The sequence below is a fragment of the Sporolactobacillus sp. CQH2019 genome (assembly GCF_028765345.1).
In the GTDB taxonomy this organism is placed as follows: domain Bacteria; phylum Bacillota; class Bacilli; order Bacillales; family Sporolactobacillaceae; genus Sporolactobacillus.
Window position 1 is genome coordinate 254,238 of the sequence record NZ_JARAJZ010000004.1, and the last position, 14,823, is coordinate 269,060.

General features: G+C 50.2%; 13 protein-coding genes. 2 read left to right on the top strand and 11 right to left on the bottom strand.

Annotated features, from left to right (window positions below; genetic code table 11):
• Positions 1-124 precede the first annotated feature (124 nt).
• A complete protein-coding gene (locus tag OYT88_RS07565; RefSeq protein ID WP_274399053.1) occupies positions 125-1,300 on the top strand; it encodes an MGDG synthase family glycosyltransferase in 1,176 nt (391 codons plus the stop codon).
• A gap of 434 nt (positions 1,301-1,734) precedes the next feature.
• Positions 1,735-2,274 (top strand): hypothetical protein, encoded by a 540-nt coding sequence (locus OYT88_RS07570; protein ID WP_274399054.1) that lies wholly within the window; start codon positions 1,735-1,737, stop codon positions 2,272-2,274.
• An 84-nt stretch (positions 2,275-2,358) separates the two neighbouring features.
• On the opposite strand, the gene rlmN is transcribed toward OYT88_RS07570, so the two are convergent.
• The 11 genes from rlmN to OYT88_RS07625 all read right to left on the bottom strand — a co-directional run bounded on the left by rlmN (position 2,359) and on the right by OYT88_RS07625 (position 14,052).
• The gene (gene rlmN, locus OYT88_RS07575) at positions 2,359-3,432 is read right to left on the bottom strand and encodes a dual-specificity RNA methyltransferase RlmN (protein ID WP_274399056.1); all 1,074 of its coding nucleotides are present in this window, start codon (positions 3,430-3,432) and stop codon (positions 2,359-2,361) included.
• 127 nt (positions 3,433-3,559) lie between these two features.
• The gene (locus tag OYT88_RS07580; protein WP_274399057.1) at positions 3,560-4,597 is read right to left on the bottom strand and encodes an AI-2E family transporter; all 1,038 of its coding nucleotides are present in this window, start codon (positions 4,595-4,597) and stop codon (positions 3,560-3,562) included.
• Between the two features lie 438 nt (positions 4,598-5,035).
• Positions 5,036-6,379, bottom strand: coding sequence for a C1 family peptidase (locus tag OYT88_RS07585; RefSeq protein WP_274399058.1), 1,344 nt, complete (start codon positions 6,377-6,379; stop codon positions 5,036-5,038).
• 173 nt (positions 6,380-6,552) lie between these two features.
• Positions 6,553-7,557 (bottom strand): 5-oxoprolinase subunit C family protein, encoded by a 1,005-nt coding sequence (locus OYT88_RS07590; protein ID WP_274399059.1) that lies wholly within the window; start codon positions 7,555-7,557, stop codon positions 6,553-6,555.
• Complete coding sequence (gene pxpB / locus OYT88_RS07595) at positions 7,557-8,267, bottom strand: 5-oxoprolinase subunit PxpB (RefSeq protein ID WP_274399061.1); 711 nt, start codon at positions 8,265-8,267, stop codon at positions 7,557-7,559. Before pxpB ends, OYT88_RS07590 begins: the two co-directional genes overlap by 1 nt.
• Positions 8,268-8,489: 222 nt before the next feature.
• Positions 8,490-9,290 (bottom strand): putative hydro-lyase, encoded by an 801-nt coding sequence (locus OYT88_RS07600; protein WP_274399062.1) that lies wholly within the window; start codon positions 9,288-9,290, stop codon positions 8,490-8,492.
• Positions 9,291-9,310: 20 nt separating this feature from the next.
• Positions 9,311-10,069, bottom strand: a complete 759-nt coding sequence (locus tag OYT88_RS07605) for a LamB/YcsF family protein (protein WP_274399064.1) — start codon at positions 10,067-10,069, stop codon at positions 9,311-9,313.
• A 34-nt stretch (positions 10,070-10,103) separates the two neighbouring features.
• On the bottom strand, positions 10,104-11,279 hold the full coding sequence (locus OYT88_RS07610) for an NRAMP family divalent metal transporter (protein ID WP_274399205.1): 1,176 nt from the start codon (positions 11,277-11,279) through the stop codon (positions 10,104-10,106).
• 511 nt (positions 11,280-11,790) lie between these two features.
• Positions 11,791-12,534, bottom strand: a complete 744-nt coding sequence (locus OYT88_RS07615) for an amino acid ABC transporter ATP-binding protein (protein ID WP_274399206.1) — start codon at positions 12,532-12,534, stop codon at positions 11,791-11,793.
• A 15-nt stretch (positions 12,535-12,549) separates the two neighbouring features.
• Complete coding sequence (locus OYT88_RS07620) at positions 12,550-13,242, bottom strand: amino acid ABC transporter permease (protein WP_274399065.1); 693 nt, start codon at positions 13,240-13,242, stop codon at positions 12,550-12,552.
• On the bottom strand, positions 13,243-14,052 hold the full coding sequence (locus tag OYT88_RS07625) for a transporter substrate-binding domain-containing protein (RefSeq protein WP_274399066.1): 810 nt from the start codon (positions 14,050-14,052) through the stop codon (positions 13,243-13,245).
• Positions 14,053-14,823 lie beyond the last annotated feature (771 nt).

Consider the following 14,823-nt stretch of genomic DNA (forward strand, 5'->3'; position numbering starts at 1 on the left):
CATTATTTTATATCTTTCTTAAAATAAATTGTTTCTTGTCCCAGTTTATCATACAATGTAATTTAGACAGAAGAGACTGTTTATCTAGCGAGTCAGTCCAATTGTTAGAGAAAGGATATCTTCGATGATTAAAAACATACTCATCATATCGTCTAATTACACCGGCCATGGGCATAAGAGCATCACCGAATCTTTGAGCGAGAAATTCGATATTGTTCCGGACGTAAAGATCCATGTCGTCGATGGCTTTTCTCTTGGCGGAAGCACACTGCTCAAAGTAGGTAAAATGTACGGGCCGATCACAAGAAATTCTGAACATCTGTGGAAAATCATCTGGGATTACACATCGGTCAAAATGACGTTTGTCAACCATCTGGTTGAATTGAAAATCAGAACGAGGTTCCTTGCATTGCTTGATCAAGTGAAACCGGACCTGATTCTGACTGTACATCCGAACTTCAATGGTTCAATTATTAACATATTGGAAAAAAATAATATCCATATCCCTTTTGTCACGCTGATTGCCGATCTGATCAGCATTACGCCGTTCTGGGCGGACCCGCGCGCCGACTATATCATCAGCCCTACGGAGGAAGCCAAGGAAAAATGTATTGAATTCGGTGTTCCGGCTGAAAAGATCAAGGTGCTCGGTTTTCCGGTCCGCTCGCGTTTCTACAATCACACGTCCAAGAATATGCCGGAGCACTACACCCCCGGAAAGCCTTTGAACTGCCTGATTATGAGCGGCGGCGAGGGCGTCGGGAACATGGGCAAGATGGCCAAGACGCTGATTGATAATTTTGGATTTAATATTACCATTGTAGCCGGAAGAAATGAAAAATTACAAGCTCACCTAAAAAAAACTCTCGGAAAGAAATACGGCGATAAAGTAAAAATCTACGGATTCACTCAAAACATACAGGATCTGATCGCAAATTCCGATATTGCCTTTATCAGGAGCAGTCCGAATGTGATGATGGAAGCCGTCTCATGCAACACGCCGATCGTAATTACCGGGGCGCTTCCGGGCCAGGAAGCGGGCAACCCGAGATTTGCCGAAAAGTATCATTTGGCCATCACCTGCGGTTCGATGAGCGACCTGATCCCGACGATCAACGAACTGCTTGATAATAACGTGGCGATGCTGAAAGAAATCAAGAAATCGCAGCAGGAATACGTCGATCCGCTGATTCCTGAAAATATCGTCAAATTTATCCTGAATATCCCGAGTGAAGACCTGCAGACGGCGAGTGTCTCCCGCGAAATCCCTGCAGTGAATAAAATCAATTACGAATCCTGAGAGAGAAAGAATCATTTTTCTCTACTCTAATTATTCGGATTCAAAGGTGCAGGAAGTATGCGTCATCCGCTTATTTAATGGCGCATATTTCCTGTTTTTTTTTGCGTTCTGCCGTCCCGCCGCCATGCTTCAGGCAGCACGGCCGATCGCGAACGCTTTTCCGCACAGCAAAAAAGCGGAGCCATTGCCATTGTTTAAGAGGCTGCCTTTTGACAGCGGAACAATTTGAACTGCAGATCTGATTGAATCCTGAATTTTTTAAAATCAATATCATCAAAATTTTTTCTTGCGGAATATAAAGTAAGGGGAAGCGGAAAAAACCATTGATAAATACAAATAAGATGCCATACAGTCCATGATTCAATCTGGGACTTCATGACAAAAAAGTCCTCTCCTGTTCTATAATTAACTGCAGGAAAAAGGATGTCTCGCAGTTGACGGGTACAGCGCAGCCGTCCGATCAGATTAGAAAGCTAGACCAAACCGGAGAAAGCCGAGACGGAGCGTCGAAAAAAGAGCGGGTGCTCCGAATCAGGTTCAAGTCGCTCCGAATCGTCGGAAACTCGCTCCGAATGCAGTTGAAGTCGCTCCGAAATCCGAAAAAGTTGCTCCTAAAAGGAGCGGGTGCTTCGAATCAGGCCTATCTCGCTCCGAATCAGGCTCAAGTCGCTCCGAATCACCGGAAACTCGCTCCGAATGCGGCTAAAATCGCTCCGAAATCCGAAAAAGTTGCTCCTAAAAAGAGCGGGTGCTCCGAATCACCCAAAAACCGCACCGAATCGTTAAAAATTCTGTTTCAGAACGGTTTATCGGTCGGCGCAGCAGCTTTATCGGTCAACATACCTCGTTTATCGGTCGGCGCAGCAACTTTATCGGTCAACGCGCCTCGTTTATCGGTCGGCACAGCAACCTTAATCGGTCAACATACCTCGTTTATCGGTCGCTGTGCCCCAATGGCGCCGGACTCACCCTGACCCGATTCATTAGGCAAAAAAGCAGGGCGGGTTTTACCCGTCCTGCTGTTGGCTTTTCCTGAGCATTTGTCCGAAAAGGTCGGATCAGGATCGGCGGACTTTGGCTTTTCTGATCTGCTTGCTGCGCAGCTGGCCGCAGGCAGCGTCGATGTCCGTTCCGAATTCTTTGCGCACCGCAGCATTAATGCCCTTTTTCTGCAGTGTGCCGTAAAAAGCGGCGACCGTATCTTCCTCACTGCGTTGATAATCCGAGTGCTCTTCGACCGGGTTGTACGGAATCAGATTGACAAAAACAAGATGGCGCTTGTTTTGAAGCAGCGCGGCAAGCTGAAGCGCCTCTTCTTTATGATCATTTATGCCTTTAAGCATAATATATTCAAATGTAACCCGTCGGTTAGTTTTTTTCAAATAATAATCCACGGCTTCCATCAGCTTTTCAATCGGATAGGCACGGTTAATTTTCATAATCCGGCTGCGCAGCTCGTTATTCGGCGCATGAAGCGAAATAGCCAGATTAATCTGCCAGTCGATATCGGCGAACTGATAGATCTTCGGGACGATGCCGCTTGTCGATACAGTGATGTGGCGAGCGCCAATCGCCAGTCCCTTTTGATCGTTGATAATCCGCAGAAAGTCCACGACATGATCAAAATTATCAAACGGTTCGCCGATGCCCATGACAACGACATGACCGACACGTTCCCCGTTTTCCTCCTGATCAAGACGTTTCTGAATGGCAACGAGCTGTTCAACCATTTCACCGCTTGTCAGATCCCGATTTTTCCGCAGCAGCCCGCTTGCACAGAAACTGCAGCCGATGTTGCAGCCGACCTGCGACGTCACACAGACGGAAAGCCCGTATTCATGCGGCATCAGTACGGTCTCGATCAAATTTCCGTCCGTCAGCTGAAAAAGGAATTTGGTCGTCCCGTCCTTCGCCTTCTGTGCGATGCGTTCTTTCAGAGTCCCGATCGTAAAGTGCTCTTTAAGCAGCCGGATACTCTTTCCCGACAGATTGGTCATTTCGTCAAAATCGCTCGCATGTTTCACATAAAGCCAGTCCCAGATCTGAGCCGCCCGGAATTTTTTCTCGCCGTGCTCCAGAATCCACGCCGTCAGCTGCTCAAACGTTAAATCATATATGGAATAGTTATCCATTGCTTAACCTCTTTCAAAAATCCGCATGATGTTTTTATCATAGCGATTGCTGCTTCAAAGTGCAAGAACCGCGGAAAGTCCGGGCACATCTTCACCGATCCGCACTGCCCTTCCCGTGCATGGGCGGTCAGTCGCCGCGGCGTTTGAAAGTTATTTTTTTCTCCGGACGTTTGTACTGCACATTAAGCACGTCAATCAGAAAAACGAACACCGGGAGCCCGACGATCAGTCCCCAGATGCCGAAAAAATGTTCAGAAAAAATCAATACGACGAAAGTCAGGAAGACAGGCAGTTCGGTTTTGGCCGACATCAGTTTCGGATTAAGGACGTAAGCCTCCACGCAGTGCACAAGCAGAATCGTCAGCACCATATAGATGACATCCTGAACGCCGCCGATGGTATAGCCGATCATGGACAGCGGAATCAGAGAGATGATGACTCCTGCAACCGGAATCAGGCTGAGCACAAAGACCATCAGAATCAGGCTGAACAGCTGCGGGAAGTGAAGCACTATGAGAATCACTGATGTGATCAGCGTATTGACAATCGCGATAATAAACTGCGCCTCGAGCACTTTGCCGAACGTGCCGACAAAACGCGAGCCGAAAAAGGCCACTTCATTGTAAAGAAAACCGATTTTGCTTTCCTTAAAACCGGCTGCGAACTGGATCAGGCGATTTTTCTCCAGTGAAAAGAACAGACTGAGCAGCAGCGCAAGAAACAGATCGACGGCGAACGAGCCGAATGAGGAGAACGAATCGATCAGAATTTTCACACCGGAGCCCAGGTATGTATTGACATTGTATTTCTTCAACTGGCTAAGAATCGCATTGCCGAGAACGGAACCTTGAAAATCTTTAGCAGCTTCCATAATCGATTTAAAAAGTTCGACCGTCTGTTCGATAATAACCGGCAGATAGACAGTTAGCGATACATAAATGCCGAGCGCGATCAAAATATAAAGAAGCACCACGATCAATCGACGCGGAATCCTCAGTTTTCGGTGAACGAAGGCTTCCAGCCGGTCGACCAAAAATGAAAAAATAAAGGTCAGCAAAAGCAAATTGATCAGGCTTTTCAGAAGGTACAGAATAAAAATCAGCAATCCGAAAATCAGCACCCGCCGGACGGACTGCCGTTTTAAATAGTCAATAAGTCTGTTCATAGATTCTGTTTCCCCATTCTGTTTCAGGTCCGATTCTATGTCATTTCGTTTTCTATCCTGGACATAGTGATACACTTTTATTCTAGATGGTTTTCAGAAATTATGCAAAATAAAATTGAAGGAAAAAATTTTCCAACCGGATTCGGGCATTAACTTCAGAATATTCAGCTTCTAAGCGGCCGATCTGAATACCTTTATGATGAAGAACAGACCGCAAACCGGTCAGCATTCAGCCTCTACACGGCCGATCTGAATCCATCCGCCGCCTGTCGTACCGCCCCGGCTTTCTTTAGATGCTGCCCCGCGATGGATATTTTCCCGGCTTTTTGCTGCCGAACCTGCATCAGGCCTTCACCGACCGGCGGCCGCCCATGCTGGGCGCACCCGGAAAAAAGCCGTCCGGGCGGCGGCCGGACGGCTTAACTGGTTTAGCCTGGTTTACTTCATTAAGGCCAGGGCACCCATCGGATCCCACGGTTTCAGTTCGACAGGCTCCTGCTCGTAAGCTTTTTTCAATTCATCGGAAAGATACTTCTTGTTGACGACAACCTGATAGGTGAATTCATCCATCCACTTGTCGCTCATCACGAAATAGCCTTTCTTTCCGCGATCTTCTCCCCAGCTGTTTTCGACCTTCCAGCGGTTCGGCCGGCCGTCCACGAGATTGACGCCGGTCAGCACCATGGCATGCGTCAGGCAGCTTTCCTTATAGTCCAGGCGTTCTGCTTTAGAGAGCTTGAATTTCGTGCTGAACGCCGTGTCATAATCATAGAGGTCTTTATCCATGATGCCGAGTTTGCCGTCGGAATAAAGAACCACGTCGCACCCGAACCAGACGGTTTCCTTGTCTTTAATCTGGCTGATTGCGAGATTCTTCAAGGTATCTATGTCTACATTAAGGTACTTAATCTTGCGCCCGCCGACGACTGTGCCGAGATACTGTACCGTATAGGTCTTATTGAACGGTTTGTCTTTCGTCGGCGCATTGATGATGCTGACATAGTCATCCAGATTCAGGCTGACGTATTTTTTAAAAAATTCCTTTGGCGTAATGCCCGTTTCTCTGTGGAATTCCTTCTTTTCCTCATCGCGGTACTCGAAATCAAAACTTTTCGGAGGCTCGCCGAGCGAGAAAACTAGGATTCTGTAAATATCGTCGAGCATATCATCCTTAGTTTCCTCAAGATCGCTTCTCGTCTTTCCTTTTTCATGCAGTCTCCGCAGCGCGCCCGCGTCCTCGCGCAGTTTTGCATTAAGAAGCCCGTTGAGTTCTCTTGTACGGCTGCTCTGAAAGGTTTCCGGCATAACTTGCTTCGGAACGACGCCGTATTTATCGATGATGGACACGAGCATATCCCACTGGCCGCCGTCCTGCTGCGGTGTCGCCATCAGCCATGAAACAAGCCGGCCGTCGAGCGGCTGATCAGCTGTCTCAATAATGCTTTCAAGAAAATAGTTTGATTTCTCGAATTTGTCCCAGAATAATGTGTAATTCTGTGACAGCTCAAAATCTTTCAAATGAAACAGGTCATTCAGTTTGTGGCGGAAGGTGTTCAGCGCCGCAAACATCCAGCATCTGCCGCTCATTTTCTGATCGGTGACTTTGCCGGTTTCGATCTCCTCAGAGAATGCCGGATTCATAGATACGAGCGAATCATTGTTCAAAGTGGCAGCATTGATGCCGTTTTTCATGATCGCGTCTTTAATGATCTGATTCTTCGGTTTGGTCTGTATTTTGTCGGAATATCTTGCAACCATTGATGCAGAAATTTCTTTCGTCAATCTTTTTTCCCCCTCCGTAAACGACTCCTCCAAGTTATTATATGCCTAAAAATAACTGCACGCAAAAGCAATACGAGCAAAAATGCCGGTCTGTGCAGGAAACATGTAAGAGTTTCTGACATAGCCTGCGGACACGGAACGGACTTTTTCGACCGAAGCGCTGCGTGCGGGCTTCAATGCCGTCCGGTCCGCAGATTTTCAAGCCGGCGGGTCACTCTTCTTTGCAGAAACGCCAGTTCTTCAGCCTGTTTCAAAAAAAGTTTTTCCGCCTGAAGCACAGGGATCTTTTGAAAACGAAGCATACTTCCCGGCGGCAGCTGGGACAAGAGAGGCAGGTCGACAGCCGCAACCTGCGCGATGCGCGGATAACCGCCGGTCGATTGATGATCGGTCATAAGAATAATCGGCTGCCCGCTGCGCGGGACCTGGACGGAACCGTTCGTAACCGCCTCCGAATAGAGTTCGAGCGGACGGTCGAGCACCAGGTTCGCACCTTCCAGTCTGTAGCCCATTCGATCGGACGATGCCGTCACACGATAAACAGAATGGAGAAATTGACGCCGGCTGTCCGCTGAAAAGCGCGGCCAGAGCCTGTCGGACGTCACCCGGATCGTCCGAATGCCCCGATAAGAGCGGCGCAGTGAGAAAAAGCAGCCGCCCGGTGCCGGTTCCGAAGCGAGGCCCTTCATCACGCCGGCTGCAAGGGGCGAAGGCCGTCCGACTGGGAGACGGTCCTGCTCCTTTAAAAAGCGGCCTTTAAAACCGCCCAGTCCGGCCCGCTCGTAAGTCGACCGGCTGCCGAGCCAGGGAACGGTATCAATGCCGCCGGCCAGCGCCAGATAGCCTCTGCTTCCGGATGAAAGCCCGCCGATGGAAAGAATCTGGCCGGCCCGCGCAAGATACGGCCGCCCGGTGCCGACAGCCCGATTATCCAGTTGCGGTTGGCAGTCCGCGCCTGTTATCGCAAACAGTGTATCCTCCGTAAAGAGCACGGTAGGACCGATAAAAGAATATTCAACCACCGCGGCCGGCGAAGGATTGGCAACGAGCCAGTTTGCCAGTTTGGCCGAAGGCGGATCCATGACGCCGCCGACAATAATACCAAACCGCTGATAACCCGGCCGGCCCAGATCCTGCACAGATGCGGCGAATCCTTTCCGAATCACTGTGAAAGCCATCATCTACTCTCCTTCATACGTCTGTACTCCGGCTCAGCGATCGGATCGAACTTAACAAGATCACCGGCTGCGAGCAGTGTCGGCGGATCGGCGGCGGGCGAAAAAAGCGGCAGCGGCGTCCGGCCGATAATCTGCCAACCGCCCGGCGAATCGAGCGGATACACACCGGTCTGGCGGCCGGCAATGCCGACGGAGCCGGAGGCGATCTTTATCCGCGGAACAGCGCGCCGCGGCGTGGCGAGTTCCTCCGGCAGTCCGCCAAGAAACGGAAAACCCGGAGCAAAGCCGAGCATATACACGAGATATTCCGGTTCGGAATGTTTGACGATCACTTCGGCAGCGGATAGGTGATGAACCTCCGCGACCTCCTTCAGATCCGGTCCGAAACTGCCGCCGTAGCACACGGGGATATGCACTGTTTTCCTGCTTTTCTCTTGTTTTTTCTCTCCTGTCATACGCTCTGAAAGCCTGAGCAGATAATCGGCAACCTGCTGCTGCGCCGGCAGGCTCTGTTGCCCGTATGCTGCCACCCGGCACGGATCATAGTAAAAGACTACATTGGTATAGGCGGGCACATATTCAATGAATCCGTCAAAAGGCTGCCGGTCGAAAAAAGACGTGAACTGTTTGATTTTCTGCTGAATATTCGGATCGATGCGATCCCCGAAAATGACACGGACCGCGAGCTCGCCAAAAGGTTCTATTTTCATTTCTGTTTCCACCCTTGGTCTGATTAAGAAAAACCCGGAGGAACGAAGCAAGTCTCAGACAGCGGCCGGGCCTTCGTTTTTTCTTAAACTAAATGAGGCCGATCTTCCGCAGGCCCATGTATTAAAAAGAAAAACCCGCCCGCCGGCAAGTTTTTCATACGCGCACCGGAAGGGCGGCACGGGCAGAATGTCCGATTCACGGGCATGAACGGTGCAGCGGCGTTAAAGAATACTGAATGCCGTATCTTTCCGGTCTGTTATAAACATATGCCCGGGTGCATGCGTAATCGCGATCTCAGGCCTGGAAGCCATCACCGCGGCCTGCGGTGTGACGCCGCAAGCCCAGAACACAGGTATTTCATGATCACGAATTGTCACCGCATCGCCAAAATCCGGACGGGACAGATCGGCAATGCCGATTTTCGCCGGATCGCCGAAGTGTATCGGGGCACCGTGAACGGACGGGAAGCGGCTGGTCACCTGAATGGCTCTGATCGCCTGGCGCTCAGTCATCGGACGCATGCTGACAACCATCGGCCCGCTGAAAATACCCGCCGGCCGGCAGGAAATATTCGTCCGGTACATCGGAACATTGCATTGCTCTTCAATCTGGCGGACGGGAACATCATTTTCGAGGAGTGCCTGCTCAAAACTGAAACTGCAGCCGATCAGAAATGAAACAAAATCGGCCTGCCAAAAAGCTTTGATGTCAGCGACTTCATCGGTCAATACCCCGTGCCGATAGATGCGGTATTTCGGAACGTCTGTCCGTATGTCGGCGTGATCCGCCAGGAATGTCACGGCCGGATCGCCGGCATCGAGCACTTCCAGCAAGGGACAGGGGCGCGGATTGCGCTGGCAGAAAAGCAGAAAATCATAAGCATATTTTTCCGGCAAAATCACCAGATTAGCCTGTGTATAGCCGTTCGAAAGCCCGCTTGTCGGTTTCTGCCAGCGGCCTTCGCCGATCATCCGGCGGGCTTCTGAAGGCGGTACGGCAGCCGGATTGTCAAATCCAGTCATTTCAGTCATCTCCATAAAAATCAATGCCGGGCTGCTATCTCAATACCGCGATTCTTTAACTCCCGGTTTATTTTTTTCGCAAAAGCAAGTGCCGCTTCACCGTCTCCGTGCAGGCAGATTGTTTCGGCGCGGACGGATACTTTCCGGCCGCCCGCCGTCAGCACCGTCCCATCATCAATCATCTGCAGGACCTGCCTGATCGCCTGATCCGCGTCTGTGATCAGAGCATGCGGCTGCGTGCGGGGAGTCAGGGAACCGTCCGGCTGATAAGTGCGGTCCGCATACGCTTCATAAACCACACGGAGGCCCGCTTTTTCAGCGGCAGCCGTCAGCGAAGTGCCGTCCATACCGAAAACCAGCAGGCCGGCATCGACGTCCTTTACGGCCTGAACAACCGCTTCGGCTATTTGTTCCTGCTCGGAAGCCATATGATATAGCGCGCCGTGGGGCTTGACGTGATTCAGCCCGACTTTCCGGGCAGCGGCAAACGCCTGCAGAGCGCCTACCTGATAGACAACCATGTCGTAGACTTCTGCCGGAGTAACCGCCATTTCCCGGCGGCCGAATCCTTCGAGATCAGGCAAACCGGGATGTGCGCCGATCGCCACTCCGTTCTCCTCCGCCCGGACAATTGTCCGGTGCATGACGGACGGATCGCCCGCATGAAAGCCGCAGGCAATATTTGCAGATGAGATCAGCGGCAGAACTTTTTCATCATTTCCGATGACATAGTGACCGAAACTCTCTCCCAAATCACAATTCAAATCAATCTGTACCATTTAGAAATCATTCTCCTTTAACGCCATAAATCGCTCAGAAAAGAGACGAGAATCCTGTGATCAGTGATTGGACGCCTGCATAGGCCATGAATACGACGATGATCCAGCCGGCAATCGTCAGCCAGAGCGGATGGTTGTATCCTTCCCCTACAATCCGCTTTTTCGTCGAGGCGATCAGCAGAATGGCCAGCGCAATCGGAAGGATCAGGCCGTTAATCGCCCCGACCGCGATCAGCACTTTGGCCGGACTGCCGATAAAATAGAAGATTGCCGTAGAGAAGACAATAAAGAATATAATCAGATAGGGACGGATCCTTTGAAAACCATCATTTTTCTCTTCAGATTTAGAATAATCCAGAAACGAGACCGATGTAAAGGTCGAACCGAGCGTTGATGTCATGCCGGCCGCGAATAAAATGAGCCCGAAAAATTTATAGCCGAAAGTTCCTGCTGCCGACTGGAAAATGCTGGCCGCCGGGTTTAACGGATTAAGCTTGAATCCTTCGGTGATCACGGCAAGGGCTGCCAGAAAAAGCAGGACACGGATGATCGAGGCAACGCCGATACCCGTCAGTGCCCCCTCATTAATGTAGCGGATGCTTTTTTTGCCTCTGAGGCCGCCTTCAAGCAGTCGATGCCCGCCCGAGAACGATATGTACCCTCCGACCGTACCGCCGACAATCGTCACGATCGAATAAAAATCAATATGGGAAGGAAAAAAGGTATGGACGGCCGCCTGGCCGAACGGCGGGGCACTGACCGCGACAATAAAGATAATGAGAAGCACTTTTACGACCGCAAGCAGCTGAACGGTCCGATCCATGACGATCAGGGCGTTGCGGACAAGAAAGATGATCAGAGCAATAGCTCCGCCAATAATCGCTCCGTTTTCCGGCGATATGCCGAAAAGCACATTAAACCCGAGACCGACGCCGCCGATATTGCCGATGTTAAAAGTCAGACCGCCGATAACAATCAGAATAGTCAATAAATAGCCGAGACCGGGCAGCAATTCGTTCGCGATCGTCTGCGCTTTCTTCCCCGAAACAACAATAATGCGCCAGATATTGAGCTGAACGCCGATGTCAACCAGAATACAGATTAAAATAGCGAAACCGAAATCCGCGCCCAGCTTCGAGGTAAAAGCCGCCGTCTGAGTCAGAAACCCGGGTCCGACGGCCGACATCGCCATAAGGAAGGCCGCACCCATTGCAACATTGAATGCCTTGCGTTTACCGTTTTCCAAAAGATTCACCGCCTGAAGTTAAAATATAACACAATTATACATATTTTTAAAATCTTTTTCAAATTATGACGGTTCTTCAGAAATCTTTTTGCCGCTATACATTTTGAAACTTTTTAGTGCGAATCAAAAGCCTCTGTTCAATCCATCCTCTGTTTCTCCTGCCGGCCTTCCAAAAATGCGGGCCGTATTTTCAAGTGTCGGATAATTTTTCTTTGTCCGTTCAATACTTTCTGTCAAAAGCGAAAAGATATTCTCCAATGGTCTGTGCTGTTAGTAAAATTTTTTCAAAATGGCTGTCCGATTCGAACGCGGCTCAAGGCCTCAATGTGTCGGCAAGTTGCAATCTCCGCTATCTGGCCGGCTTTATTTTAAATGAAGCGAAAGCCCCCTGAGATCGGAGGAATAAATCCGATTCCAGGGGGCCGCTGCGATGCAAATCCCGGTTTTCAAGGGTTGCTTCAGTTTGTTGCGATACTCATACCTGCTTCAGAATCCGGCTGAGGAACTGGCGGACCCGCTCATGACGCGGATGACGGAAAATAGACTCGGGACCGCCTCGTTCAAGAATGACGCCGTCATCCATGAACAGCACTTCATCCGCAACTTCCGAAGCAAATTTCAGTTCGTGAGTTACAATAACCATTGTCCAGCCTTCCTGAGCCAGATCCTTCATGACTTTCAGCACGTCGGCAACCAATTCCGGATCCAGAGCGGACGTCGGTTCGTCGAAAAGAAGCAGTTTCGGTCTCAAAGCCACTGCCCGGGCGATGCCGACCCGCTGCTGCTGCCCGCCGGACAGCTGATGCGGATACTTGTCCAGATGCGCCGACAATCCGACCTTGCCGAGAATCTGCCTGGCATCGGCAGCGGCTTTTTCTTTCGGCACCTTTTGGACAAAAACCGGCCCTTCGATGACATTTTCCAGCACGGTTCTGTGCGGGAACAAATTATAGCTCTGAAAGACCATTGCTGATTTTTGACGGATTCCGCGAATGGTGCTTTGTGAAACCGGCTGTTCAAAATCAACCGTCCGGTCACCAATCTGCAGCGTTCCTTTTTCAGGAATCTCAAGCAGATTAAGGCTGCGGAGAAGGGTTGTTTTTCCTGAACCGGACGGGCCGATAATGACCAGCACTTTTCCTTCATCCAGAGTAAAATCAATACCCTTCAATATCGGATGCCCGCCAAAAGATTTGTGAATATTGCTTGCTGCAAGCAGCATCATGTTCTCCCCTTAATTTGAAGCCGTATAGCGATCCAACCGCGCTTCGACCCATCCCTGCAGGAGAGAAAGGAAAAAGCAGAAAATCCAGTAGATCAAAGCAGCTTCCGAATAGAGCAGCAGAAAATCATAACTTGTGGCCGTTATCTCCTGCGCTTTTCTGAAAAGTTCCGTTACCGTCACCGTTGAGGCCAGTGAGGTATCCTTCACCAGACTGATAAATGTGTTCGACAGCGGCGGAACCGACACGCGCGCGGCCTGCGGCAGGATAATCCGGCGCAGTGTCTGAAAATAGTTCATACCAATTGTGTAGCCGGCTTCCCACTGGCCTTTCGGTACGGATAGTATCGAAGCGCGGATTGTTTCAGCGGCATAACCGCCGACATTCAATGACAGGGCGGCGATCGCACCGAGAAACGGACTGACTTCGATGCCGAGATCGGGCAGGCCGAAGTAAATAATCGAAAGCTGCACAAGCAGAGGCGTGCCGCGAATGATCGAAATATAGACCCGGGCAATCGTCTGAAGCAGTCTGACGTGAGAAAGCCGCAAGACAGCCATAATCAGCGCAATCACAAGGCCGAAGATAAAAGAAACAACGGCCAGGGGAATCGTGTAGACCAGGCCGCCTTCTAAAATCGGCCAGAAAGACTGCGCGGCCAGCTGCCAGTCTATTGTGATCTGGCCGAGTACAAAAAATGACATTTACTTACTGATGTCCTTTCCAAAATACTTCTCCGATATTTTCTTCAGTGTACCGTCTTTCTTCAGCGCCTGCAATTCTTTTGTGAAAGCCTTATCCAGTCCGTTTCCTTTCAGGACAGGAAAAGCAACATTCGCGCTATCGGTCGGCACAACAGCGGCAATTTTCAGGTTATTATCCTTTACCGTATTGAAGTACTGCAGCACGGCACCCTGATCGTTAACGAGCGCATCCGCACGGCTCTGACTGACGAGTTTCAGCGCTTTTGACAGATCATCTTCTCCGATGATCACCGCTCCCGCTTTCTTTGTTTCTTCTCCAAAATTGCTTGTCAGACCTTGGGCTACTTTGACACCCTTCAGATCGTTCAAAGTTTTGATCTTATTATTATCTTTACGTGTCACGATCACGGACTGCGATGTCGAGTAAACACTGGAAAAATCATATTTTTTCTGACGGTCCGGCGTCACGGCCACGTCGTTGGCAATTGTATCAAACCGTTTGGCATTGAGTCCCGCAAACAGTGAATCCCAGGCCGATTCTTCGAATTGTACCTTGACGCCGAGACGCTGTCCGACCGCCCGAATAACGTCGACATCGAAGCCGACCAGCTTGTTCGTTTTGCTGTCGTGGTAAGTATAGGGCGCATAGGTGCCCTCCGTACCGACCGTGAGCACGCCCTTCTTCTTAATCTGATCCAAGGCAGTGCTCGCAGACTTCGCGGACTTCGATGAGCCGCTGCTTTGCGAGCTGCAGGCTGCCAGGGAAAATGCCAGAGCGGCAATCAATAATCCCACAATAAACTTTTTCACTTCTCTATTCCTCCCTGTTCCGTATCCCTCCGGCCGCACGCTCTGCTTCTTTATGCGTGTGCCTGAAACACCGTTACTTTTCGCCTGACTAAGCAGCCCACCCTGAGAATTGTTTATGCAGAACGGATCAATCCCAAGTAAGCGCATGTCATTAAACGGCAAATGATCATGTTGATTCTATCATTATTTTGTCAATCAGGCAATCGGAGATTTTCTGCCGGCCCCTTTCAGCGGAGCCTGCTCAAGCGATAATCTTGCTGCCGTTCCTCCCCGCCGTTATCAGCGCATCACCCGGTTCTTTCATTATTATGCACCGATATCCGGCCCATAATAGAGCAGGAGGAATCTTTTCGTCAAATGAGAATCCCTTCAACTCATGTATCCGGTCGGGTCCCGGCGTGAAAGTGCCTTCGATTCTTTCAAAAAACGACCGGCTTGCACGAGCGCCGGTCTATCTCCCCGAATGTTCATGTGATCGGCGGTTTATTCCGCTGAAAAGAAAGATAACGTGCGTGAACAGGCATTAAATGGCGGAAACACCCGATCTTTTTCTTCGGCCTGCCGCGTATTTCTGTGAATCGCGGCTAAAATCGCCGGGAACCGCCGGCCTGTCATCAGTAAATCGCCGATTCTCATCGGTAACCGGCAGGATATCGGCAGAAACGTGCGGAAAATCAACAGCAACAGCCAAAGAATCGGCAGTAACCGAATCAGAATCAATAAGTGCAAATAATCAGAACAGCAAACTCGTCCCCGATTGATTTAATCAAT